This is a genomic window from Bradyrhizobium sp. F1.4.3, from assembly GCF_040548375.1.
In the GTDB taxonomy this organism is placed as follows: Bacteria; Pseudomonadota; Alphaproteobacteria; order Rhizobiales; family Xanthobacteraceae; genus Bradyrhizobium.
The window spans coordinates 752,316-773,155 of sequence record NZ_JBEPRN010000002.1 but is presented as its reverse complement, the minus strand read 5'-3'; the positions used below and the strand labels follow the sequence as shown (position 1 = coordinate 773,155).

At 64.8% G+C, this 20,840-nt stretch carries 25 protein-coding genes and 1 pseudogene; 14 read left to right on the top strand and 12 right to left on the bottom strand.

All coding sequences use genetic code 11. The annotated features are described in order from the left end of the window. The first annotated feature begins 15 nt into the window (after window positions 1–15). The 3 genes from ABIB73_RS11120 (at window position 16) to ABIB73_RS11110 (ending at window position 2,705) form a co-directional block, all read left to right on the top strand. On the top strand, window positions 16–642 hold the full coding sequence (locus tag ABIB73_RS11120) for a methyltransferase family protein (protein ID WP_354223887.1): 627 nt from the start codon (window positions 16–18) through the stop codon (window positions 640–642). Between the two features lie 309 nt (window positions 643–951). Further along, entirely contained in the window at window positions 952–1,161 is a 210-nt protein-coding gene (locus ABIB73_RS11115) for a hypothetical protein (protein ID WP_354223886.1), read from the top strand. 242 nt (window positions 1,162–1,403) lie between these two features. Further along, the gene (locus ABIB73_RS11110; protein WP_354223885.1) at window positions 1,404–2,705 is read left to right on the top strand and encodes a PQQ-dependent sugar dehydrogenase; all 1,302 of its coding nucleotides are present in this window, start codon (window positions 1,404–1,406) and stop codon (window positions 2,703–2,705) included. A gap of 3 nt (window positions 2,706–2,708) precedes the next feature. On the opposite strand, the gene ABIB73_RS11105 is transcribed toward ABIB73_RS11110, so the two are convergent. Continuing rightward, entirely contained in the window at window positions 2,709–3,533 is an 825-nt protein-coding gene (locus tag ABIB73_RS11105) for an aspartate dehydrogenase (protein ID WP_354223884.1), read from the bottom strand. 38 nt (window positions 3,534–3,571) lie between these two features. Beyond that, window positions 3,572–4,489 (bottom strand): LysR family transcriptional regulator, encoded by a 918-nt coding sequence (locus tag ABIB73_RS11100; RefSeq protein ID WP_354223883.1) that lies wholly within the window; start codon window positions 4,487–4,489, stop codon window positions 3,572–3,574. Window positions 4,490–4,644: 155 nt separating this feature from the next. On the opposite strand from ABIB73_RS11100, the gene ABIB73_RS11095 reads away from it, so the two are divergent. Together ABIB73_RS11095 and ABIB73_RS11090 are read left to right on the top strand one after the other, a co-directional pair. Continuing rightward, complete coding sequence (locus ABIB73_RS11095; protein WP_354223882.1) at window positions 4,645–5,943, top strand: MFS transporter; 1,299 nt, start codon at window positions 4,645–4,647, stop codon at window positions 5,941–5,943. A 19-nt stretch (window positions 5,944–5,962) separates the two neighbouring features. Next, the gene (locus tag ABIB73_RS11090) at window positions 5,963–7,036 is read left to right on the top strand and encodes a tartrate dehydrogenase (protein ID WP_354223880.1); all 1,074 of its coding nucleotides are present in this window, start codon (window positions 5,963–5,965) and stop codon (window positions 7,034–7,036) included. A gap of 114 nt (window positions 7,037–7,150) precedes the next feature. Here ABIB73_RS11090 and ABIB73_RS11085 read toward each other — a convergent pair whose 3' ends face one another. The 4 genes from ABIB73_RS11085 to ABIB73_RS11070 all read right to left on the bottom strand — a co-directional run bounded on the left by ABIB73_RS11085 (window position 7,151) and on the right by ABIB73_RS11070 (window position 9,865). Beyond that, a complete protein-coding gene (locus tag ABIB73_RS11085) occupies window positions 7,151–8,086 on the bottom strand; it encodes a LysM domain-containing protein (protein ID WP_354223878.1) in 936 nt (311 codons plus the stop codon). Between the two features lie 143 nt (window positions 8,087–8,229). Continuing rightward, complete coding sequence (locus ABIB73_RS11080) at window positions 8,230–8,556, bottom strand: hypothetical protein (protein WP_354223876.1); 327 nt, start codon at window positions 8,554–8,556, stop codon at window positions 8,230–8,232. 122 nt (window positions 8,557–8,678) lie between these two features. Then, complete coding sequence (locus tag ABIB73_RS11075; protein ID WP_354223874.1) at window positions 8,679–8,939, bottom strand: hypothetical protein; 261 nt, start codon at window positions 8,937–8,939, stop codon at window positions 8,679–8,681. Window positions 8,940–9,013: 74 nt separating this feature from the next. Next, the gene (locus ABIB73_RS11070; protein WP_354224279.1) at window positions 9,014–9,865 is read right to left on the bottom strand and encodes a DUF3313 domain-containing protein; all 852 of its coding nucleotides are present in this window, start codon (window positions 9,863–9,865) and stop codon (window positions 9,014–9,016) included. A 191-nt stretch (window positions 9,866–10,056) separates the two neighbouring features. Here ABIB73_RS11070 and ABIB73_RS11065 point away from each other — a divergent pair, with 191 nt between their 5' ends. After that, window positions 10,057–10,719 carry a TetR/AcrR family transcriptional regulator gene (locus ABIB73_RS11065; protein ID WP_354224277.1) on the top strand — a complete coding sequence of 221 codons (663 nt, stop codon included), beginning with the start codon at window positions 10,057–10,059 and terminating at the stop codon, window positions 10,717–10,719. Between the two features lie 39 nt (window positions 10,720–10,758). Here ABIB73_RS11065 and ABIB73_RS11060 read toward each other — a convergent pair whose 3' ends face one another. Together ABIB73_RS11060 and ABIB73_RS11055 are read right to left on the bottom strand one after the other, a co-directional pair. Beyond that, entirely contained in the window at window positions 10,759–11,454 is a 696-nt protein-coding gene (locus tag ABIB73_RS11060; RefSeq protein ID WP_354223872.1) for a haloacid dehalogenase type II, read from the bottom strand. 38 nt (window positions 11,455–11,492) lie between these two features. Continuing rightward, entirely contained in the window at window positions 11,493–12,095 is a 603-nt protein-coding gene (locus ABIB73_RS11055) for a CGNR zinc finger domain-containing protein (protein WP_354223870.1), read from the bottom strand. A 143-nt stretch (window positions 12,096–12,238) separates the two neighbouring features. On the opposite strand from ABIB73_RS11055, the gene ABIB73_RS11050 reads away from it, so the two are divergent. From ABIB73_RS11050 to ABIB73_RS11030, 5 genes and pseudogenes are all read left to right on the top strand, one after another. After that, window positions 12,239–12,931: an alpha/beta fold hydrolase gene (locus tag ABIB73_RS11050; protein ID WP_354223868.1), complete on the top strand. Its 693-nt coding sequence runs from the start codon at window positions 12,239–12,241 to the stop codon at window positions 12,929–12,931. Window positions 12,932–13,010: 79 nt separating this feature from the next. Then, window positions 13,011–13,871, top strand: coding sequence for an alpha/beta fold hydrolase (locus tag ABIB73_RS11045; RefSeq protein WP_354223866.1), 861 nt, complete (start codon window positions 13,011–13,013; stop codon window positions 13,869–13,871). A gap of 15 nt (window positions 13,872–13,886) precedes the next feature. Next, window positions 13,887–13,976 (top strand): annotated as a pseudogene (locus ABIB73_RS11040) (SDR family oxidoreductase); the annotation flags it as partial. Between the two features lie 56 nt (window positions 13,977–14,032). Then, entirely contained in the window at window positions 14,033–14,155 is a 123-nt protein-coding gene (locus ABIB73_RS11035) for an SDR family oxidoreductase (RefSeq protein ID WP_502918422.1), read from the top strand. A gap of 64 nt (window positions 14,156–14,219) precedes the next feature. Further along, window positions 14,220–14,813: a TMEM175 family protein gene (locus ABIB73_RS11030; RefSeq protein WP_354223864.1), complete on the top strand. Its 594-nt coding sequence runs from the start codon at window positions 14,220–14,222 to the stop codon at window positions 14,811–14,813. Window positions 14,814–14,876: 63 nt separating this feature from the next. Here ABIB73_RS11030 and ABIB73_RS11025 read toward each other — a convergent pair whose 3' ends face one another. Further along, window positions 14,877–15,038, bottom strand: a complete 162-nt coding sequence (locus ABIB73_RS11025) for a putative zinc-binding metallopeptidase (protein ID WP_354223862.1) — start codon at window positions 15,036–15,038, stop codon at window positions 14,877–14,879. 224 nt (window positions 15,039–15,262) lie between these two features. Next, window positions 15,263–15,979 carry a hypothetical protein gene (locus ABIB73_RS11020; RefSeq protein ID WP_354223861.1) on the bottom strand — a complete coding sequence of 239 codons (717 nt, stop codon included), beginning with the start codon at window positions 15,977–15,979 and terminating at the stop codon, window positions 15,263–15,265. 273 nt (window positions 15,980–16,252) lie between these two features. Here ABIB73_RS11020 and ABIB73_RS11015 point away from each other — a divergent pair, with 273 nt between their 5' ends. After that, window positions 16,253–17,176 carry an ABC transporter ATP-binding protein gene (locus ABIB73_RS11015; RefSeq protein ID WP_354223859.1) on the top strand — a complete coding sequence of 308 codons (924 nt, stop codon included), beginning with the start codon at window positions 16,253–16,255 and terminating at the stop codon, window positions 17,174–17,176. Beyond that, a complete protein-coding gene (locus ABIB73_RS11010; RefSeq protein ID WP_354223857.1) occupies window positions 17,173–17,934 on the top strand; it encodes an ABC transporter permease in 762 nt (253 codons plus the stop codon). Before ABIB73_RS11015 ends, ABIB73_RS11010 begins: the two co-directional genes overlap by 4 nt. Before the next feature lie 154 nt (window positions 17,935–18,088). Here the strand turns inward: ABIB73_RS11010 and ABIB73_RS11005 are convergent, their stop codons facing one another. Beyond that, window positions 18,089–18,412 (bottom strand): hypothetical protein, encoded by a 324-nt coding sequence (locus tag ABIB73_RS11005; protein ID WP_354223855.1) that lies wholly within the window; start codon window positions 18,410–18,412, stop codon window positions 18,089–18,091. 301 nt (window positions 18,413–18,713) lie between these two features. Between ABIB73_RS11005 and ABIB73_RS11000 the strand changes: the two genes are divergently transcribed. Beyond that, on the top strand, window positions 18,714–19,502 hold the full coding sequence (locus ABIB73_RS11000; RefSeq protein WP_354223853.1) for a L,D-transpeptidase: 789 nt from the start codon (window positions 18,714–18,716) through the stop codon (window positions 19,500–19,502). A 6-nt stretch (window positions 19,503–19,508) separates the two neighbouring features. On the opposite strand, the gene ABIB73_RS10995 is transcribed toward ABIB73_RS11000, so the two are convergent. Next, window positions 19,509–20,765, bottom strand: a complete 1,257-nt coding sequence (locus ABIB73_RS10995) for a hypothetical protein (protein WP_354223851.1) — start codon at window positions 20,763–20,765, stop codon at window positions 19,509–19,511. Window positions 20,766–20,840 lie beyond the last annotated feature (75 nt).

Genomic DNA, 20,840 nt, shown 5'->3' with positions numbered 1-20,840 from the left:
AAAGAACCTTTCCGCATGTCCTTCGATTTCAGCAAGCTTCTCTCTGTCGCCTGGGGTGGCTGGACCACAACCTGGCCGACGCAGCTGCTCGCCCTGATCTGGCTCGCCTGGCTCGCAAGCTGGGTCGGCGCCTCGTTCTGGCAGGGCCGCACCCAGAAGCAGGTGATGACGCTGGAATCCGGCCGCTATCGCATTCCGATCCTGGTGGGCGGCATCCTGTTCACGCCGTGGACGGCCGAAGTGCTGGGCGAGAAGCCGCTTTGGGTGTTCGGCAATGCCGGCGTCTATGTCGTTGCCCTGATCGTGCTTGCCGGCATCTCCTTTACCTGGTGGGGACGGCTGCATCTCGGAAAATTCTGGTCAAACACCATCACCCAGAAGGAAGACCACCGCGTCGTCGACACCGGCCCGTACGGCATCGTGCGTCATCCGATCTACACCGGCCTGATCGCCGGCATGCTCGCGACCGGCATCGCGGTCGGCACGGTGACGGCGATGCTCGGCGCGATCCTGATCTCGCTCGGCATGTGGCAGAAGGGGCGGATGGAAGAGGTGTTCTTGTCGAAGGAGCTTGGCGAAGACGCCTACGGCGCCTATTGCCGCCGCGTGCCGATGATCATTCCGTTCCTGTCGCCGCGGTAAGGGCGGGTACTTCCTGCAATGACACTCCTGACTGCCCCGTCATCCCTGAGGTGCGAGGTTTACGATGCGAATGCATCGTGAGCCGAACCTCGAAGGATGCACCGCCAAGATGCAGCCGAGCCGTGCATCCTTCGAGGCTCCCCATGGCGCGCGTTGCGCCCCATGGCTCGCACCTCCAGCGACAATGGCTTCGCCATTGCGCGGGGATGACGGTGATGGGTTGGTGCGCCCGGAACACTCAGCCAGGAACCACCTTTTCCCAAGCCCGTTAGCGCCTCGACACCTGCAGTGACCGCAGAGCATCGAGCCATGTCGGACGCCTACGATTATTTTCGCGAGCACGCGATCACCGCCGTCCGCAAGGCGCGGGCGCTGCCGCCCGGGCGGCCGAAGCAGAAGCAGCGCACGGTCGCGCGGGTCTATCACCTCCTGTCCAAGGAGGCTGCGCTCGTGCCGAACGTCCATCCCCTCGAGGATTTTCGCGCGGCACGGCGGTTGGAGCGGCACATCGGCCGCTGATCTCGGCCTCTCCCCTATGCAAATTCGATCAGCAGCCATTCCACGCCGATAGACCTCGGCTGAGTTCCGCGACGGTTGACCTTTTGGCCGCTACCCAGTTGGATGCGCGCGCAAAACGGCACGACGACATTCCATCGTGGATCTGGAGAGGTCGACGATCAGGTCTGGGCCCGCGCGGGGTCTTGGACGAGTCTTGGACGATCGGTCGTTGCACAGTGCCGCAGATTCGACAGGGGATTTTCATGACCTTTTCCAGCATCTTTGCGCAGTTCGTCGCCTTCGTCGGCGGCATCGCGCTGCAATGGCGAAAGCTGTCGGGCACCGAGCCCGCGCCGGCCTGGGGCCAGGCGCCGGCCATTCCCGAGGCGAAGCCGCAAGGCGCGCTGCCGACATTGAAGATGCCGACGGCGCGGGGCTGGAGCGAAGGCCAGAAGCCGACCGCCGCACCCGGTCTCAAGGTCAATGCATTTGCGACGGGCCTCGATCATCCGCGCTGGATCGAGGTGCTGCCCAACGGCGACGTGCTGATCGCGGAAGCGACGCAGATCGCGGGCGCACCGAGGTCTGTGTTTCACTACGCGATGCAGGCGACGATGCGGCGCGCCGCGGCGCTCGGCGTCAGCGCCAATCGAATCACGCTGTTGCGTGACAAGGACGGTGACGGCGTCGCCGAAGTGCGCACCGCCTTCATGGAGAATTTGAGCCAGCCGTTTGGCATGGCGCTGATCGGCGACACCTTCTATGTCGGCAACACCGACGGCGTGATGGCGTTTCCCTATGTCGCGAATGCCGATCGCATCACCGCACCAGGCAAGCGGCTCACCACGTTCAAGCCGAGCGGCCACTGGACGCGCAGCCTGCTCGCAAGCGCCGACGGCAAGAAGCTCTATGCCGGCGTCGGCTCGCTCAGCAATATCGCCGAGATGGGCATGGAGGTCGAGGAAGGCCGCGCCGCGATCTATGAACTCGACCTCGTCAACGGCACGCATCGCATCTTCGGTGCCGGCCTGCGCAATCCCGTTGGCCTTGCCTGGGAGCCGAACACGAACGTGCTCTGGACCGTCGTCAACGAGCGCGACGGCCTCGGCGACGAGACGCCGCCGGATTATCTCACCTCGGTGCGTGACGGCGGCTTCTACGGCTGGCCCTATTGCTACTGGGGCAAGACGGTGGACGACCGCGTGCCGCAAGATCCGGCGCTGGTCGCAAAGGCGCTCACACCGGACTATGCGCTCGGCGGCCACACCGCGTCGCTCGGCCTGTGCTGGATGCCGGCAGGAACGCTGCCCGGTTTTCCGGACGGCATGGTGATCGGCCAGCACGGCTCGTGGAATCGGAGCAAGCTCTCCGGCTACAAGGTCGTGTTCATCCCATTCGAGAACGGGAAGCCCTCCGGCCCCGCGCGCGATATCCTGTCGGGCTTCCTGGCGCCGGACGAGAAGGAGTCCTACGGACGCCCGGTCGGCGTCGCGATCGGCCCCGACAAATCGCTACTGATGGCCGACGACGTCGGCAACGTGATCTGGCGCGTCACCGGCGCGTGAGGATCACGTCCCAACGCAGAGCGTGGCGCGCTGCTTGCGCAGCAGCGCGATCACGGACAGCGCCGTGATCATCCCGGTCTTGGGATTCTCGGACGGGATGTTCTCGATGCTCATCGAGAAGCGCGCGGAATCCGCCTCCACCTCGATGCGGTGAACGTTGCGCGTCACGGTCGGGTCGGCCCAGATCTGCACTTGGGTGCGATCCGGCCCGACGCCCGCGAGCGACAGCGCGACTGCGACATTGAGATTGGCCGGAAAACCCTTTGCGGCCTCGCGCGCGGTACCCTCGAACAGCTTGAGCGGCTCGCGCAGATTGTCGATATCGATCTTGTTCTCGACGATGAACGGCGCGCCCTTCAAGCCGTCGATCGGCTTGCGCGTCACCATCTTCACCGAATGGATGGTGCCGATTGCGGCGGCGTTGACGGCATCGAGGCCGATCAGCGCCCCGGTTGGCACGATGATGCGGCCACCATTGGCGCGGGCAAGATCGACGAGATCAAAGTTGTCGAGCAGTCCGCCGACGCTGACGACGACCGCGGCCTTGCCGCGCTTCACCGCGGGCTCGACGATCGCGCGTAGCTGGCTGCTCGGCGCGCATTCCACCACGATGTCGGCGGCGGCGCCAAGTTGATCGATCGGCAGGACCGACGGCGAGCTCCGCAGGCTCTTCAGGAAAGCTTGATGCTTTGCGGGGTCGCGCACCGCCACGGCGGAGAGCGTCAGTCCCTCGATGCCCTGATCGATCGCGGTTGCGATCTTGGTGCCGATCGAGCCCAATCCTGCAATGGCAACCCGCAATTCGTTCGGAGCTTTCTGATCGGTCATTGCATCACACCTTCTGTCCAAGCCAAATTGATAGCGCCTCACGCCTCCCGCGCATAGCTGCGCAGGCGCGCCTCGAGCACGGACAGCATCGCATCGCGGACTGGATCGCGCGAGCCGCGCAGCCAGGACGCCGCGAGCGGCAGCCGGCCGACGGGGCCGCTCTGCTTTGGCCGGAGCGGCACGAACCGCACACCTGACACCGCCATCCGCGTGGTCCAGCGCGGCACGATCGCAACGCCCAGCCGCGTTGCGACCAGATGGATGATGGTCTGCTTCTCGTCGGCGACCTGCACGATGCGCGGCGTTGACCCGGCCTGCTCGAACAGTTTTATCGTGAGGTCGTGGCTGTGCGGCCGCGAGCGGCGGTCCGGCACCAGCATCGCCTCGTCGGCGATTTCCGCGAGCGTGATCGACTTCCGCCCGGCGAGCGCGTGGCGCTGAGGAAACGCGACGATGGCGGTCTCCTGGAGCAGATGGCGGAATTCGAGCCGCTTGTCCGGCCGGTCGGGCGGACGGACGAAGGCGAGATCGAGTGCGCCGGTCAGAATCTTTGGCAACAGCCGGATGGTCTTGTCTTCGAGAAGCTGAACTGAGACCTCCGGATGCTTGGCACGGAAGTCGCGCAACAGTGGCGGCAGCAGCCCCGCCGCGGCACTGTCGATGGCGCCGACCCGCAGCCGCCGTGCGGCGCCCGCACGCGAACGGTTGCGCAGATTGCTCTCGACCGCCTCGACCCGGGCGAGGATGGCGCGGGCATCACGCAGCAGCGTCGTGCCGTCCTCGGTGAGCGAGACGGCGCGCGTCGTCCGCGCGAATAGCCGCGTTCCCAGATCCTCTTCCAGCAGCCTGATCTGGCGGCCCAGCGCGGAAGGCAGCATCTGGAGATGCTGCGCTGCCCGGCCGAAATGCAGCTGCTCGGCCGCCGCCACGAAGCATCGGAGCTGATGCAATTCCATCCGCCGGTCCTCTTACCTTCGCCAAGGATTATATCATTTTTTTGTATAAACCAGCGCCAATTGAGTCCACCTCCTGCCTCCGCCTAGGCTCGCTGCCGGCGTGGACCTGCGGATCCGCCCACAGAACGAAGAACCGGGATTTGAGGGAGGCCAAGGTGGCGAGCGAGATTCAGACGCGCGTGCTGCGCAAGATCACCTGGCGCATCGTTCCCTTCATCATGCTGCTCTACTTCGTGGCCTTCATCGACCGGGTCAACATCGGCTTCGCGTCGCTGACGATGAACAAGGACATCGGCTTGTCGCCGACCGTCTACGGCTTCGGCGCCGGCGTCTTCTTCTGGGGCTATTTCCTGTTCGAGGTGCCCTCCAACATCATCCTGCACAAGGTCGGCGCGCGGATCTGGATTGCGCGGGTGATGATCACCTGGGGCCTCGTGTCGGCCGCGATGGCGTTCGTGCAGGGGCCGACCAGCTTCTACGTGCTGCGCTTCCTGCTCGGCGTCGCGGAAGCCGGCTTCTTCCCCGGCATCATCCTCTATCTCTCCTACTGGTTCCCGGCGCGCCAGCGCGCTGCGGTGACCGCGCTGTTCATGGCGGCGGCACCACTCTCGACCGTGCTGGGTTCGCCGGTCTCCGGCGCGCTGCTGGAGATGGACGGCCTGCTCGGCCTCAAGGGCTGGCAATGGCTGTTCGTGCTCGAGGCGCTGCCGGCCGTGCTGCTCGGCTTCGTCGTGCTGGCATTCCTGACCGACCGTCCCGAGAAGGCGAAATGGCTCGCGGACGACGAGCGCCAATGGCTGGTCGAGGCCATGAACGCGGAGACCACCAGCAAGGCCGCGACCGCAAGCCACAGCATTTGGCGCGGGCTTGCCGATCCGCGCGTGCTGGCGCTGGCGCTGATCTACTTCGGCACTTCGGCCGGCCTCTACACGCTCGGCGTCTGGGCGCCGCAGATCATCAAGCAGTTCGGCCTGTCCACGCTTCAGGTCGGCTTCCTCAATGCGCTGCCGGCGACGGCCGCCGTCGTCGCCATGGTGCTGTGGGCGCGGCATTCGGACCGCACCGGCGAGCGCACCTGGCATGTCGTGCTGGCCTGCCTGCTCGCGGCCGCAGGGCTCGCCTATGCCGGCCTTGCGACCGGCGTGGTCGCCGTGCTAGTCGCGCTCGCCCTCGTCAATATCGGCATCTCCTCGGCCAAGCCGCCGCTGTGGAGCATGCCGACGCTGTTCCTCTCCGGCTCTGCGGCCGCGGCAGGCATCGCCACCATCAACTCGATCGGCAATCTCGGCGGCTTCGTTGGTCCCGCCATGATCGGCTGGATCAAGGACCGGACCGGCAGTTTCGTCGGCGGGCTTTACTTCGTCGCCGGCCTGCTCGTTCTCTCCGCGGTCCTGACCTTGCTATTGTCGCGCGCCCAAACCGCGACCGTCGAACCCGTCCCGCAATCCCACTGATCTCAAACGGAGCTTTCTCATGCGCACCCATTCGATTGCAGCAATCCCTGCCGACGGCATCGGCCCCGAGGTCATCTCGGCCGGTGTCCGCGTGCTGGAGGCGCTGGCCAAGCGCAGCGGCGACCTTGCCTTCACCATCAAGACCTTCGACTGGGGCTCGGATTATTACAAGAAGCACGGCGTGATGATGCCGGCCGACGGTCTTGCTGAACTGAAGAAATTCGATGCGATCTATTTCGGCGCGGTCGGCGCGCCCGACGTGCCTGATCACATCACGCTGTGGGGCCTGCGACTGCCGATCTGCCAGGGCTTTGACCAATACGCCAATGTGCGGCCGACCAAGATTCTGCCCGGCGTCGCCTCGCCGCTGCGCAATGTCGGTGTCGGCGATCTCGACTGGGTGATCGTGCGCGAGAATTCGGAAGGCGAATATGCCGGCATGGGCGGCCGTGCGCATCGTGGCCTGCCGGAAGAGGTCGGCACCGAAGTGGCGGTGTTCACCCGCGTCGGCGTGACGCGGATCATGCGCTATGCGTTCAAGCTCGCGCAGTCGCGTTCGCGCAAATTCCTGACCGTGGTGACCAAGTCGAACGCGCAGCGCCACGGCATGGTGATGTGGGACGAGATCGCGGCCGAGGTCGCGACCGAATTTCCCGACGTCACCTGGGACAAGATGCTGGTCGATGCCATGACGGTGCGCATGACGCTGCATCCGAAGAGCCTCGACACCATCGTGGCGACAAATTTGCACGCCGATATCCTCTCCGACCTCGCCGGCGCGCTGGCCGGAAGCCTCGGCGTGGCGCCGACTGGCAACATCGATCCGGAGCGCCGCTTCCCGTCGATGTTCGAGCCGATCCACGGCTCGGCCTTCGACATCACCGGCAAGGGCATCGCCAACCCGGTCGCAACCTTCTGGACCGGCGCGCAGATGCTCGAGCATCTTGGCGAGAAGGACGCCGCGGTGCGGCTGATGGTGGCCGTCGAGCGCGTCTGCGCAGCCGGCGTGCTGACGCCGGATGTCGGCGGAAGCGCGACGACGAAGGAGGTCACGGACGCCGTGATCGATGCGATCCACGGATCGAACGTCTAGATCGCTTCGTCTCTCGCGCTCTTCGTCATGGCCGGGCGTGTCCCGGCCATCCACGTTCTTTTCGCACGCAATGGAAGACGTGGGTGCCCGGGACAAGCCCGGGCATGACGGAGTTTACCGCCGCCCCGGCGTTGCCGGCGTCGCCATCGCTGCCGTCGGCTCGGGCGGCGTCAGATGCCGTGGGACGATGATGGTCTGGCCGGGGGTGAGCGGTGCGTTCTCCGGCAGCGAGTTGCTCTGCGCGAGCGACCACAGCGGCACGCGATTGGCTGCGGCGATGCTCTCCATGGTGTCGCCGCGGCGTACCGGCAGCCGCACGCCGCTATCCCACAATTCGACCGGCGTATCCCCGGGCACGAGGTAGCGCAGCGGCACCGCATCGGCCTGGGTCTGAGGCGGAATGCGCGGCAGCTGCGTCACCATCTCGATGATCTGGCGATGAATGTCGTCCGATTTCTCGATATTGATATGACTGACCCGCGAGCTCTCCTTGAGGTCGTAGCTCGCATAGTGGCCACGATAGCCGGGCACCGCCACCACATCGCCCCCGCCGAGCACGCTGTCGGAGAGGAAGATGTTGATGAAGCGCTGGACATTGAGCGGCACGTCATCGGTCGCATGCGCGGGGTCGATAATGATGACCAGGCTGATCGGGATGTTCTCCTTGGCCGCCATCTCGGAGATGAGGACCGAGCACAGCCCACCCATGGAATGGCCGATCAGCACGATCGGCGCCGGCGATTCCTTGTAGCTTGCGATGGCGCGATCGCCGATCCATCGGCAGATGGTGAATTCATAGACGTCGGCGGAGAAGCCGGCCTGGGTCAGCTTCTCGCTGAGCCGGTCCATGCCGGTCGAAAAGATCGGCCCCATCGCGCCACGGAACAGGTAGATTTTTGGCGGCGGCAGCGGCTCAGCCGCAGGAGGCGGCGGCGCGACGGTCGGGGCCGCAGCAGGCTTCGGCTTGGCGGGCGAGGCTGCGGCCATGCCGGGGTTCAAGGCGAGCAGCGCAACCGCTGCCAGCACCACAAGTCGCCTTGGATCAATCATCAAGTCCCGCAGTCCCACCACAGGAGGCAGAGGCCTCCTCCGAGGCTTAGTGACCATTGATTGGGTGGAATTTGGGGCACGGAACCGAGACCGCGCCGCCCGTCAGCGGGGGCGCTCATTCCGACCATCCCGGCATCGTGGCCTCACTTGATCGGAACCAATGATTCGGCCTCACAGGCTTCAGACAGCACCGAACTCTGGATTCCCTTGTAATCGTCGTTGTCGAAAAAGACCGAATAGGCGGGCCGTCCGCCCGCCGACGGGCCGCTCTGCCTCACGCAGACGAAATACGATCCCGGCCCGTGGTCGGCGTGGCGGACGGCGGATGTCTCGAGTCCTCCGGTCAGCTTGGCTTCGGCGGCGGCTTTCTTGACGCCCTCCTGGACCGCCTTGGCACTGGGCGGATGCGGAGGATGATAGACAGGCGGGAGATTGGCGCTCGACGCGCACCCCGCCAGCAACAGCGTCATGACAGCCACCAAGGCAGCCAGGGATCTGCGGCGGCCGAACGCGGGCGCTCGGTGATCGCTCCGCATCAATTCATATCGTGAATTCATTGCCTGCCCTCGGCGCCGCGCGCGATGCCGGCGCCTCACCCCTGGGTCAGGAAGAGATAGAGACAGCCAGCGACCGTGGGCAGAAACGCGACCAGGGCCGTCATCCAGAAGCCGGGCTCGAGGAGCGAGTCATCGTCATCTTTCTCACCGGCTGCACCCCGATCCGCGTTGGTCCGGCCCCACGCCTCGTCGGCCGTGAACAGGGGAACGCTCCCCGCGCTCACGCGGGTATCAGTGCGCGTTGCGCTCTGGCGCAGAACGCGTTGGGAAGGGCGAGTTGTTGCGGATGTCAGCATGTCATTGACTCTGGTCGGCTACCAATATGTTGAGCTCGGGCGTGGCAAGGAACGCCGCCAAGAGCACATCCAGCTCATTGCGTGAGCGTCTGCTCTGAAGGCACCTCGTGCGCCGGTGGCGGGGCCGGACTGTCCTTGGCACCTGAATCCGTCCAGCCCGGCGGCAGGCCGAGCCCCTGCCCCGCAAGGCCGGTCAGGCCCGGAAACCGTCCGAACGCCTCGCACGCGACGTATTTGGGCGCACCGCCAAGTCGCACGGAAATGCTGTCAATCGGGGGCAGCGCAGGGACTCCGCCGAACGGCGACTCGCCGGTGGACACCAGCTTGGCGAAGTCGGCGCCGAAATCGGCGGCGAGATCGTATGCATCGCCCTCGTTGGCAACCCGCGGAGAGTTCGTGATGGAATTGGCGCCGCGCGCCCAGACCATGGCCGCTTTCTGAAATCCGGCGAAGTCATGCGCTTCCGCTTCGACCGACAGGCTGCCGAGCCCGACCGGAAGCCTCGGCACCGGCACGGGCACGGCGGGGAGCGCAACCGTCTTGGCAATCGACAGGGCTTTCGAGGCGCCGGAGGCGGTCGGGCTGGTCGGTGCAGCATGGGTCACCGTCGCCTGCACCGTGAGGTCGGCATCTTCATCGGCGGCCACGATGCGGAAGCGCTCGCTGAGGCTGAGACACAGCTCGCGACTGATGGCGTTGGCGACCAGACGCCGCTCCTTCTCGTTCAGCGCAACGTCGGTGCGCGCGGGAAAGACCGTCGATGCAATCCGGATCGTTTTCGCTGCCAACACATCTTTCTTGCTCACGCGGATCTGCGATCGCGTCACCAGTCCGTTCGCATCAGACATCCGGTCGTAGCTCCTGAGCGAGCCGCCGCGCTCAAGCGGCGCGGTCGCGCACCCACCTAGCGCAAGCGTGACACACATCAGGGTCGCCCGTTGAAAGCGCATGGTCCCGCTCACGCTTCGACTCATTATTATTAGAGAGTTTACTCTAGTAATCATTCCCACGCCCCTTGCCACCCGTCAATATAAATAGATGGAACTCTCTAATTTTGATTTTCTCGTGGCGGACCGTCGTGCTAGATGGGGCGTTCAGGGGAAGGGAGACGCGCGCCTTGAGGAAAGTCGACCCGGTCAAGCACGAGCGCAAGCGCGGCGAGATCATCGCTGCGGCGCTGCGCTGCTTCACCCGGGATGGCTTCCGCGGCGCCAGTACGACCGATATCTGCGCCCAAGCCGGGATCAGCCCGGGCCACCTCTATCACTACTTCCCGAGCAAGGAGGCGATCATCGAAACGATGATCGACATGGGTCTCGCCCATGCGGCTGACCGCTTCGAAAAGATTCTCGCCTCCCCCGACGTGATCGAGGCGCTGCTCGCCGACATCGAGGAAACCAGCCTGCGGTTTCGTCCCGCCCAGGTCCTCAACCTGGATGGCCTCGCGGAGGCCGCACGCAATCCGGAATTCGCCAGAATGATCGCGCGGCACACTGACGCGGTACGCCGCATGTGGGGCGATTTCCTCCGCCAGGCGCAAAGCCAGGGACGGGTCGATCCGGGACTGGATCCGGATGCGACGGCGAATATCCTGATCGCCGTCATCGACGGATCCCGCGCCATGCCGATCCGAAATCCCAAGCTGGATATCAAGCAGAACGCGACGCATCTGAAGAAAATGCTCGTCCGCTTCCTGAGCCCACCCGATGCGCAGAGCGCTTCGAGCAAGCATCACACTCAGACGACCGATCGCCCCCTGAAGCTGGTCAAGAAGCGATAGGATTGCCCGCGCTGCTCGAGTCCAGCGCGCGCAGTCGCATCACCCGGCGCCGGCAGCGGCGCCGTGGCGCGCGATCAATTGATCGGCGACGTCGTTGAGGTCGTCACCGACGATGTGCGGCTGCGGACCGACACCGAGGACGTCGTTGCCGGCGCGTCTGATCAGCGCCGCCTCCCAGCCCGCCGCCACCGCACCGAGCGTGTCCCAGGTGTGACACGCGATGAGACAGAACTGCGAGGGGTTTGCGCCGAGCTCGCGCTCGACATAGCCATAGGCCTGCCGCGACGGCTTGTGGTGCTTGACACCGTCGGCGCTGAAACGGCGTTCGAACAGATCGACGATGCCGCCATGCGTCAGCTGGCGCGTTTGCACCTCGAGCAGATTGTCGGTCAGCGTGAACAGGCGGAAGCCGGCGTCACGCAGCTTGCGCAGCGCCGCGGGAACCTCCGGATGCGGCGGCATCGTCGAAAACCGCTCGGTCAGCTCCTTCTTGTCCCGCTCATCGATCCTGATGCCTCTCGTGTCCGCGAGCATCTTCATCACGGCAGCGCCGATGTCGGTGAACGGGACATAACAGCCGGCGACCGTAAGGGCCGAGGAATACAGGATGAAATTCGCGAACCACAGCCGCATCGCGTCCTTGTCGCCAAAGATGCGCGCGAAGGTCGGCTCCATCGTCTGGAGGTCAAGCAGTGTCTCGTTGACGTCGAAGACGATCAGGGGAAGCTCAGCCATGGTGTTGGACTCCTTCTTGTCTCTCGCCCCCGGCGCCGTCAGTGCCTGCTCTTGAGCCTGCTGCGATGCGCGGCCTGCTTGGCGCGGTTGCCGCAGACCGCCATGATGCACCACCGTCGCGCGCGCCTGCGGGTGTGGTCCGCGAACAGCAGCGTGCAGCTATGGCCCTCGCACGCCTTCACGTCCGAAAAATCCTCGTCACAGACGAACTTCGCCAGCGCCTCGCCGACCGGCAGCAGCAGGGATTCGGGCGACCGCCAGCGCCGCATCCTTTGCAGCGCGAGGCCATCACCGGCCTCGCCATGACGCGGCGTGATCTGCCGGAACGCCTCATCGCGCTCCAAAAGGCTGTTCAACGGACCGAGTTCGTGAAGCGCCTTCGCGGTAAGCGGCCGGCCCGCATGCTTGCGCACGAAACCCCGAAACCACTCGCGTAAGGCGCGGGCCTGATCCGCGACCTTGTCGAGCTCGCCCGGCAAGGTGCGCGCTTTCATCGCCTCGAGCTCGTCAGATGGAACGAGCCTGGCCTGGGCGAGCCAGTCGATCAGGCCTTCGCCATCGTCGAGCCAATCGACGGGCGTATCGACCGGCGTCGCGATCGAGTTGAGGAAATCGAGACCGAGCGAGTCAGCAATGAACATGGCAGGCGGTCTGTTTGGCACGTGCGGCTCCCCAGCCAGATTGAACGCCCTCTACATAACCAGTAAAATGCCTATTGACAAGTTACTATCAGTGTCTGTAACCTAATACCAGACTTCAAACAGGTTACATCTGGGAGATGAAGATGGCCAAAGGCGGTGCGACGGTGGTGTTGGCCCACGGCGCGTGGGCGGATGGGTCGAGCTGGGCGCGTGTCATCACCGCGCTCGAGGCGGAGGGGATCAAGGCGCAGGCAGCGCCGCTGCCGCTGACCTCTCTCGCCGATGATGTCGCCGCCCTCAACCGCAGCCTGGATCGCACCGAAGGCCCGATCGTGCTTGCGGGGCACGCTTACGCTGGCGCGGTCATTGCGCTTGCGCGGCCGACGCGCGTGAAGGCGCTGGTCTATGTCACTGCCCTTGCCCCGGACGAGGGCGAGAAGGTTGCGGACGTGTTCTATCGCCTTCCGCCGCATCCGCAGGCGCCGGAGCTCGCACCCGACGACAATGGCCTGATCTGGCTGCCCGAGGATGCCTTCGCGGCGGCATTTGCGCAGAACGCCTCGGCGGAAGAGCACGCCGTGCTCGCAGCCGTACAGCGGCCGATCTCGCTGAACTGCATCACGGTGCCGGCCGGCCGCCCGCTCTGGAAGGACGTCCCGAGCTGGTTCCTGATCGCCGAGCAGGACCGCATGATCGTGCCGGACACGCAGCGCTACATGGCCGAGCGCATGAAGGCGCGGATACAAACGCACGCCGTTGATCACACACCGAGCGTCTCCGCGCCCGCGGCCGTCACAGACATCATTCGCGAAGCGGTCCGCAGCGCGAGCGGCTAAAGCTCCCTGCGCCGTCGCGCCACTGCCTGATTCAACCTTCTTGAGGCAATTACATCAGCTACCAATGACGGAGACTGCCATGACCTCCACCAGATATCGCACGGCCGACATCGATGGCTTCAAAGTGTTCTATCGCGAGGCCGGGCCTTCGGGCGCGCCGAAGCTCCTGCTGCTGCACGGCTTCCCGAGCGCAGGCCACATGTTCCGCGACCTGATCCCGCTGCTCGCCGACAAGTTTCACATCGTGGCACCCGATCTTCCCGGCTTCGGCCAGTCCGACATGCCCTCGCGCGACAATTTCCGCTACACGTTCGACAACGTCGCGCGCGTGACCGAGCGCTTCACCGAGGTGATCGGCTTCGACCGCTTTGCCGTCTACGTCTTCGACTATGGCGCGCCGACCGGCTTTCGGCTCGCGCTGCGTCACCCCGAGCGCATCACGGCCATCATCTCGCAGAACGGCAACGCCTATGAGGAGGGGCTGAGCGACGGCTGGACTCCGATCAAAGCCTATTGGCAGGATCCATCGCCGGCCAACCGCGACGCGCTACGTGCCTTCCTCGCGCCGGAGGCCACGCGCTGGCAGTATACGCATGGCGTTCCCGATGCGACCCTGGTGTCGCCGGACGGCCAGAATCTCGACAATTTCTATCTGGCGCGTCCGGGTTCGGACGACGTGCAGCTCGACCTGTTCGGCGACTACAAGAGCAATGTCGCGCTGTATCCGTCATTCCAGGAGTATTTCCGCAAGCACAAGCCGCCGTTTCTCGCGGCCTGGGGCAGGAACGATCCGTTCTTCATTCCGCCCGGTGCCGAAGCGTTCAAGCGCGACAATCCCAACGCGGTGGTGCAGTTCTTCGACACCGGTCATTTCGCGCTGGAAACGCATGCAACGGAGATCGCGGCCAGCATTCGCGATTTCCTGGGCAAGCTCCGGTAGGGTGGGGAGATCACCATGACGAGATCCGTCGCCATCGTCACCGGCGCAAGCTCGGGGATCGGCAGGGCCACCGCGGTTCGGCTCGCGCGTGACTTCGGCGCAGTCGTCATCGCGGCGCGGAGCGGCGAGAAGCTGCAAGAGGCCAGCTCAGCCAGGCCGGCATCGGCCGCTTCGGCGAAGCCCGAGAAATCGCCGATCTCATCGCGTTCGCGATCTCGCCGGCCGCGCGCTGGATGACCGGCACGGTGCTTCGCATGGACGGCGGCGAGGTGAAATCGGTGTAGAAAGAACAGGAGCCGTGCTCTTCGCGTCAGGCAGAGCACCAGGTGTCGATGGAGATGGGGCACCATGGCCCATGCGAGACGGACTCCCGAACGGCTGAGCGCATTTTCGGACGGCGTGTTCGCCGTCCTGATCACGGTGCTCGTGCTGGAGCTTCGTCCGCCCGAGATCCCAACCTTCGCGGCATTGCTGGCGCTCTGGCCGACCTGGCTCAGCTATGCCGTGAGCTACGTCTTCATCGCGATCGTCTGGGCCAATCACCACCATCTGATGCGCTATGCGAACGAAGCGACGCCGCGGCTGATGTGGTTCAACTTCGCGCATTTGTTCTCGGTGTCGCTGCTGCCGCTCTCCACCGCCTGGATGGCGGTGAGCGAACTCGCGCCACAGCCGGTCGCATTCTATGCGGCGGTGTTTTTCCTGGTGAACGCGACCTATATCGCGTTGATCTGGGATCTCATCGGGCGTGCATCCGTCAGCGAGGTCCCGCCGAAGGAGCGCAAAATCATGCGCTTCCGCTCCGTCGTCACTCTCGTCATCTTCGCGGTTGCTTCTGCCGTCGCCTTGAAATTTCCGGTGGCCGGGCTCGCAATGTGTTGCTGCTGCCTGATCGTCTACCTGAAGCCCGAGGCGCCGGGTGCCGAAGACGGCACGCCCTGAATTGGCAAGACGCAACGCGATAGCCGCCCTGCTTCGCTGGAGCCCGGGCCTCCGCCGCCACGTCTACGCCGCCAGCCTCTGCTGATCGCGAAACGCGCTGATCGCCCTGTGCACGAGATGCAGCTTGCCTTTCACCGCTGGCGATATGTTGTCGAACGGATAGGCATCGTTCATCCCCAGCGACCGGTTGAGTTCGTTGATGCCGCGGAACAGCGGCGTCCACAATGCCAGCAGCGCCTCGAAGTCGCTCTCGAGATCAGGCCGTCTACGATCTCAAGGAAAGCAAGATCGGCGACATCGATGACGTGCTGGTCGACAAGTCCGGCTCGTTCATGTGTGACGCGCGACGACGTGCTATCAGGCGATCAAGCTTTTGGCTTGCAGATACGACAATGCCGCCGTCGAGGTGACGGCGGCATCATCAGTTCAGCCGTTCCCGGCAAAAGGCTTCAGTTGCGCCCCGGAGCCGTTGCCGCCGCAGAGCGTGCCCGGCGCGGCGTGCCGGGTTCAGCCATCGGCGCTGCCGGCGCCCGCGACCGCGCGATCGCAGCGTCGATCTCGGCGATGACGCGGCGCTGGATCGCCTCGTTCTTGTCGATCGTGATGTGGCCGACGCCGCTGCCGCGCACGTCGACATTGTCGAGCTTGCCGTGAAGACCGGCCGCGGCCCGCACCGGCTCACCCGGACCGTCGCCGATATAGATGTTGATATAGCGCTCGGCGCCGGTCGACAGCCTGGTCTTGAACACGGAGTCGAGCCCGATCGCGAGCTTCACGGGAACGCCGAGCTGGTTGAGCTTGGCGATCATGTCGGGCAGCGCGGTCGCGCCCGAGGAGTGCCCGACCAGCACGATGGTCTTGAGCCGGCCGGCCCTGTAATTCGCTGCGGCCTCATCGGCGAGCGAGGACCAGGAGACGAAGTTCGCAACCGTCACCGGGATGCCCTGCGCCTCGAGCCTTGCGCCGATCGTGTCCAGCCCGAGCGAGAAGATGTTGAGCACGCCACGGAGCAGGTAGACATGCGTCGTCGCGGCTGCCTGGCTCGGCGCCGCCTTCGCGGTGGTCGGGCTCATGGCAACAGTTGACAGCAGGAGCAGGCAAATCGCCCACGTGCGCAGAGTGGACAACTGGCTGGTGCCGGCTGTGTGACGGCCGTTCGGTCTCATCGATCTTTTCCCTGGGGACACTTCGCGATTCGCCGGAATCGTAGCCACGGCCTGCTCGCAGACGCAACAAAGAGCCGCGTGAGCGACAATCTTAGCCGCAACCCGTGACCATCGCGCAACACTTGCCCGAAACCTGCCACTGAAGGGCCTGTTTTGAGACCATTTTTCTCTCACCAATTGCGACCGGGCAACGGCATTCCTATTTCAGGGCTCCGCTGACCCGCCCCCTCCCAAGTCGGTCCCAGCGCCCCCTTCCCCAGCCCGCCGGCCATCATGTCACCCATCATCTCCGTCGCCAATTTGTCGAAGACCTATAAGTCCGGCTTCAAGGCGCTCAAGAACATCAATCTCGACATCAAGCGCGGCGAAATCTTCGCGCTGCTCGGTCCCAACGGCGCCGGCAAGACAACGCTGATCTCGATCATCTGCGGCATCGCCAATCCCAGCGAAGGCAAAGTCCTCGTCGGCGGCGAGGACATCCAGAGCTCCTACCGCAAGGCGCGCTCGCTGATCGGGCTGGTGCCGCAGGAATTGCACACCGACGCCTTCGAGAGCGTGTGGGCGACGGTGAGCTTCTCCCGCGGCCTGTTCGGCAAGCCGAAGAACCCGGCCCATATCGAGAAGGTCCTGAAGGACCTCTCGCTCTGGGACAAGAAAGACAACAAGATCATCACGCTCTCCGGCGGCATGAAGCGCCGCGTGATGATCGCCAAAGCGCTGTCGCACGAGCCGCAGATCCTGTTCCTGGACGAGCCGACCGCTGGCGTCGACGTCGAGCTGCGCAAAGGCATGTGGGAAGTGGTGCGCACGCTTCAGCAATCCGGCGTCACCATCATCCTCACCACCCACTACATCGAGGAAGCCGAGGAGATGGCCGACCGCATTGGCGTCATCAACAAGGGCGAGATCGTACTGATCGAGGACAAGGCGACCCTGATGCAGAAGCTCGGCAAGAAACGGCTGACGCTGCATTTGCAGGGCAAACTCAGCGCGCTGCCGGAGAGCCTCGCCCACTACGCGCTCGACCTCTGCGACAGTGGTGCGACGCTGATCTACGACTACGACACCAAGGGCGAGCGCACCGGCATCACCAGCCTGCTCAGCGACCTCCGCACCGCCGGCATCCGCTTCAACGATCTCGACACGACGCAATCGTCGCTCGAGGACATCTTCGTCGATCTCGTGAGGACGTCATGAATTTCCGCGCTGTCCGCGCCATCTACCTGTTCGAAATGGCGCGCACCTGGCGCACGCTGCTGCAAAGCATCGTCTCGCCTGTGGTCTCGACCTCGCTCTATTTCGTTGTGTTTGGTGCTGCGATCGGCTCGCGCATCAGCGAGGTCGAGGGCGTGAGCTACGGCACCTTCATCGTGCCGGGCCTGATCATGCTTTCGGTGCTGACGCAAAGCATCGCCAACGCCTCGTTCGGCATCTACTTTCCGAAATTCGTCGGCACGATCTACGAAATCCTGTCGGCGCCGATCTCCTATTTCGAGATCGTGCTCGGCTATGTCGGCGCGGCCGCAACCAAGTCGATCATTTTGGGCCTGATCATCCTGGCGACGGCCGGCCTGTTCGTGCCGCTGCACATCCATCATCCGGTCTGGATGCTGGTCTTCCTGGTGCTGACAGCCGTCACCTTCAGCCTGTTCGGCTTCATCATCGGCATCTGGGCCGACGGGTTCGAAAAACTCCAGATGATCCCGATGCTGGTGGTGACGCCGCTGACCTTCCTCGGCGGCAGCTTTTATTCCATCGACATGCTGCCGCCGGCCTGGCACACCGTGGCGCTGCTCAACCCGGTCGTCTATCTGATCTCCGGCTTCCGCTGGAGCTTTTACGAGATCGCTGACGTCAGCGTCTCCGTCAGCATCGGCATGACGCTGGCGTTCCTGGTGATCTGCCTGGCCATGATCTGGTGGATTTTCCGGACGGGTTACCGGCTGAAGAATTAACCGTCATTCCGGGGGCACGCGAAACGTGAACTATGATGCGCAATCGCGCATCTGAGAATCCATCGTGCGGCAGAGTTGGTGGATGAATGGATTCTATGATGCGCAATTGCGCATCATAGCTCGCGACTTCGTCGCGCCCCGGAATGACGGCGCCTCAGCGATAGCAGCGGAAGTGGTGATACCCGTCGTAATACCCGCGGCAACGGCGGTGGCCGTGGTAGGGAATGCCGAACACGCCCTCGACCGCGCCTACGGCTCCTCCGACACCGGCACCGACGACACCTCCGACCGCGCCGCCTACCGGGCCGGCGATGCGGTTGCCTTCATAAGAACCTTCCTGGGCGCCGCGCACGATGCCTTGGGCGTGGCCAGGATGCGGCAGGCACGGCAGGAGCAGAGCGATAGCGGCGCCTGCAAGGAGCAGGCGGCCGGGCAAACTGGCCGGCAACGAAGCGGCCGTGACACGAACTTTGTTCATCGCGTTTCCTAAGGGTGAGCCCGCGGCGAAAACCGTTGGCAAAGGTGAGCTCACTCCCAACGCCGATGCGGCCAATTGGTTGCGTCTTCATGACAAATTGGCGCCATCTTGAACGGACCCGCTCGCGAAAATGTCACCGCCGCCGCTGATACCGCGGCACAAAGCGGCCTTGCTTACGCCCGGCATCACGTTAACGATGGGGGGCAGGCCGCTCGAACGAAAGCCGGATTGCAGGCATAGTGCACGCCGGGGGACGGAGAGCCGCGGCGTTTGCGTGAACAGGCCGGAGGCCAGAAGTCAGATGCGTTCCTTTTTCATTGCGTTCACCTCCTTGATGCTTTTGAGCGCAGGCGCCGCGCAGGCCAAGGTTGACATTACCATCGACAAGGACAATCAGCAGATGACCGTCGTGGTCGACGGCGTCGCGCGTTACCACTGGCCGGTGTCAACCGGCATCCCCTCGCGCGAGACGCCGAACGGCGCGTTCCGCGCCTTCCGCATGGAAGAGGATCACTTCTCCAAGGAATTCGACGACGCGCCGATGCCGCACTCGATCTTCTTCACCAAGGTCGGGCACGCCATCCACGGCACCGACTCGGTCGGACGGTTGGGCACGCCCGCCTCGCATGGCTGCGTGCGGCTGTCGCGCCAGAATGCCACGACGCTCTATGCGCTGGTGCAGGAGCAGGGCGTGCTCAATACCACGGTGACGTTGACCGGCTCGGCGCAGGTGGCGCTGGCGCGCAATCCGCGCGGCCGCACCACCAACGCGGTGGCCCGCGCCCAGCAGCCGGCCGAAGAGCAATACAGCGCTGCCGACGATCCCGTGAATCTGACGCCACCGGCGCAGCCCGCCCGCCGCTACATGCCGCAGGATGACAATTACATCTATCCGGCCGACGGCAGCGACACCGGCGCCCGCTATCCGGCACCGCGGACGGCCAGCCGCGTCTACGGCGCGCAGGTCTATCAGCAGCAGCCGCCGTCTTATGACCAGGGCTATGGCCAGCAGGGCTATGGCCAGCAGGGCTATTACTATCAGCAGCAGCAGCCCCGGCAGTATTATCAGCCGCGCGGCTACTACCAGTAGCTGACGCTACCTGAACGCGGCGTCGCCGCGTTCGACGATCTTTCGCACAGCATCGACGAAAGCGCGGGCGACCGGCTCGAGCAGTTCGGGCCCGGTCGCGCCAAGATCGTCCTCCGGCGTGTGGAAGGTGCGATGGCGGCCGGCCATGCCGAGGAAATTGGCGTAGCCCGCCGCATGCACATCGCGCAATTCGCCGACCGCCTGCTTTTCCGTTACCAGACGTTTTGCTGCGACGGCGGTAAAAGCCTCGTCGGTCAGTGCGACGGCCGATTGGCTCAGCACGAGATAGCGCTCCTCCTCGGGCCGGTCGGTGCGGGCTCCCTCCGCAAAGGCGTAGCAGGCGTTCGACGAGCCGAAATGGATCCAGGCCAGCGTCTCCCTCGGCGCGGGCGCGCCGTCCTTCAAAAATAACTCCATGCCGCCGTGGCCGATCTCGTGGCCGGCGGTGGCGATGAAGACAAAATGGGCCGGCCATTTTTCCGCGGCGACCGTGCGCGCCAGCGCGAGGAAGTTGGCAATGCCGGGGCCGCGCTCGCAGACGCAGGAGTACCAGCCGGTCATCGGCGTGGAGACGACGATGGTCGGCCCGTGCCCGATCTCGGCGATGACGTTGCGGCCGGAAACGTCACGCTCGTAATGGCCGGCAACGTCGAACGTCACCGGCGCGCCTGACGCCAGCGCACGTTCGAACGTGGCCCGCGACTTGGCACCGACAACCATCACCGGCACTGGCCAGGGCGCGTCCTCCTGTGTGACGTTATAGGCGAAGCGATCGTCGGCGGGATTGCCGATCATCAGCAGGATGGCGGCAGGCTTCTTCGCTGCGGCTTCTGCGATCGCCGCGCGATGGGCGGGGCCGAGATAGGCCCCGCGATCAAATGGCAGGTCGACCCAGAGAATCTTGCCGGCGACGTCGCCATCGCGCGCGAGCGGCGCGGAGAGATGGAAGCTGGCCTTGTCCTCCGGCGGCCACCAGAACGGCGTCGCCTCGACAGCCGTGCCGGCGGCTTCCGCTGTGGCCCGCTCGACGACATATTGCCGGCCGAGCACGACGGGCTGGAATTTGATCGCGAAGCCGGCCGCCGATAGCTCGCCCGCGATCCAGTCAGCGGTCGCGCGATCGCCGGGCGAGCCGAAGCGGTGCAGGCCAAAGGAGGCATAGCGACCGACATCGGCATAGAGGCTCGCGCCCGACAACACATCCTTGGCTGCCGCCTGTCCGACCATGAAAGCCGCCATCGTTGCGAGGAAGATAAGCCTCATGCGAGTCGCTCCCGGGACTGATCTTTTTGACGGCCAGTTTCGACGCTCCGCGGCCGCCGTCAACCGCCCTCGCCG

What these genes read in the sequence shown, in the direction of transcription:
- ABIB73_RS11120 (WP_354223887.1), top strand. Translation starts at nt 16, where the DNA reads ATGTCCTTCGATTTCAGCAAGCTTCTCTCTGTCGCCTGGGGTGGCTGG.
- ABIB73_RS11115 (WP_354223886.1), top strand. Translation starts at nt 952, where the DNA reads ATGTCGGACGCCTACGATTATTTTCGCGAGCACGCGATCACCGCCGTC.
- ABIB73_RS11110 (WP_354223885.1), top strand. Translation starts at nt 1,404, where the DNA reads ATGACCTTTTCCAGCATCTTTGCGCAGTTCGTCGCCTTCGTCGGCGGC.
- ABIB73_RS11105 (WP_354223884.1), bottom strand. Translation starts at nt 3,533, where the DNA reads ATGACCGATCAGAAAGCTCCGAACGAATTGCGGGTTGCCATTGCAGGA.
- ABIB73_RS11100 (WP_354223883.1), bottom strand. Translation starts at nt 4,489, where the DNA reads ATGGAATTGCATCAGCTCCGATGCTTCGTGGCGGCGGCCGAGCAGCTG.
- ABIB73_RS11090 (WP_354223880.1), top strand. Translation starts at nt 5,963, where the DNA reads ATGCGCACCCATTCGATTGCAGCAATCCCTGCCGACGGCATCGGCCCC.
- ABIB73_RS11085 (WP_354223878.1), bottom strand. Translation starts at nt 8,086, where the DNA reads ATGATTGATCCAAGGCGACTTGTGGTGCTGGCAGCGGTTGCGCTGCTC.
- ABIB73_RS11080 (WP_354223876.1), bottom strand. Translation starts at nt 8,556, where the DNA reads ATGACGCTGTTGCTGGCGGGGTGCGCGTCGAGCGCCAATCTCCCGCCT.
- ABIB73_RS11075 (WP_354223874.1), bottom strand. Translation starts at nt 8,939, where the DNA reads ATGCTGACATCCGCAACAACTCGCCCTTCCCAACGCGTTCTGCGCCAG.
- ABIB73_RS11070 (WP_354224279.1), bottom strand. Translation starts at nt 9,865, where the DNA reads ATGTGTGTCACGCTTGCGCTAGGTGGGTGCGCGACCGCGCCGCTTGAG.
- ABIB73_RS11060 (WP_354223872.1), bottom strand. Translation starts at nt 11,454, where the DNA reads ATGGCTGAGCTTCCCCTGATCGTCTTCGACGTCAACGAGACACTGCTT.
- ABIB73_RS11055 (WP_354223870.1), bottom strand. Translation starts at nt 12,095, where the DNA reads ATGTTCATTGCTGACTCGCTCGGTCTCGATTTCCTCAACTCGATCGCG.
- ABIB73_RS11050 (WP_354223868.1), top strand. Translation starts at nt 12,239, where the DNA reads ATGGCCAAAGGCGGTGCGACGGTGGTGTTGGCCCACGGCGCGTGGGCG.
- ABIB73_RS11045 (WP_354223866.1), top strand. Translation starts at nt 13,011, where the DNA reads ATGACCTCCACCAGATATCGCACGGCCGACATCGATGGCTTCAAAGTG.
- ABIB73_RS11030 (WP_354223864.1), top strand. Translation starts at nt 14,220, where the DNA reads ATGGCCCATGCGAGACGGACTCCCGAACGGCTGAGCGCATTTTCGGAC.
- ABIB73_RS11020 (WP_354223861.1), bottom strand. Translation starts at nt 15,979, where the DNA reads ATGAGACCGAACGGCCGTCACACAGCCGGCACCAGCCAGTTGTCCACT.
- ABIB73_RS11015 (WP_354223859.1), top strand. Translation starts at nt 16,253, where the DNA reads ATGTCACCCATCATCTCCGTCGCCAATTTGTCGAAGACCTATAAGTCC.
- ABIB73_RS11010 (WP_354223857.1), top strand. Translation starts at nt 17,173, where the DNA reads ATGAATTTCCGCGCTGTCCGCGCCATCTACCTGTTCGAAATGGCGCGC.
- ABIB73_RS11005 (WP_354223855.1), bottom strand. Translation starts at nt 18,412, where the DNA reads ATGAACAAAGTTCGTGTCACGGCCGCTTCGTTGCCGGCCAGTTTGCCC.
- ABIB73_RS11000 (WP_354223853.1), top strand. Translation starts at nt 18,714, where the DNA reads ATGCGTTCCTTTTTCATTGCGTTCACCTCCTTGATGCTTTTGAGCGCA.
- ABIB73_RS10995 (WP_354223851.1), bottom strand. Translation starts at nt 20,765, where the DNA reads ATGAGGCTTATCTTCCTCGCAACGATGGCGGCTTTCATGGTCGGACAG.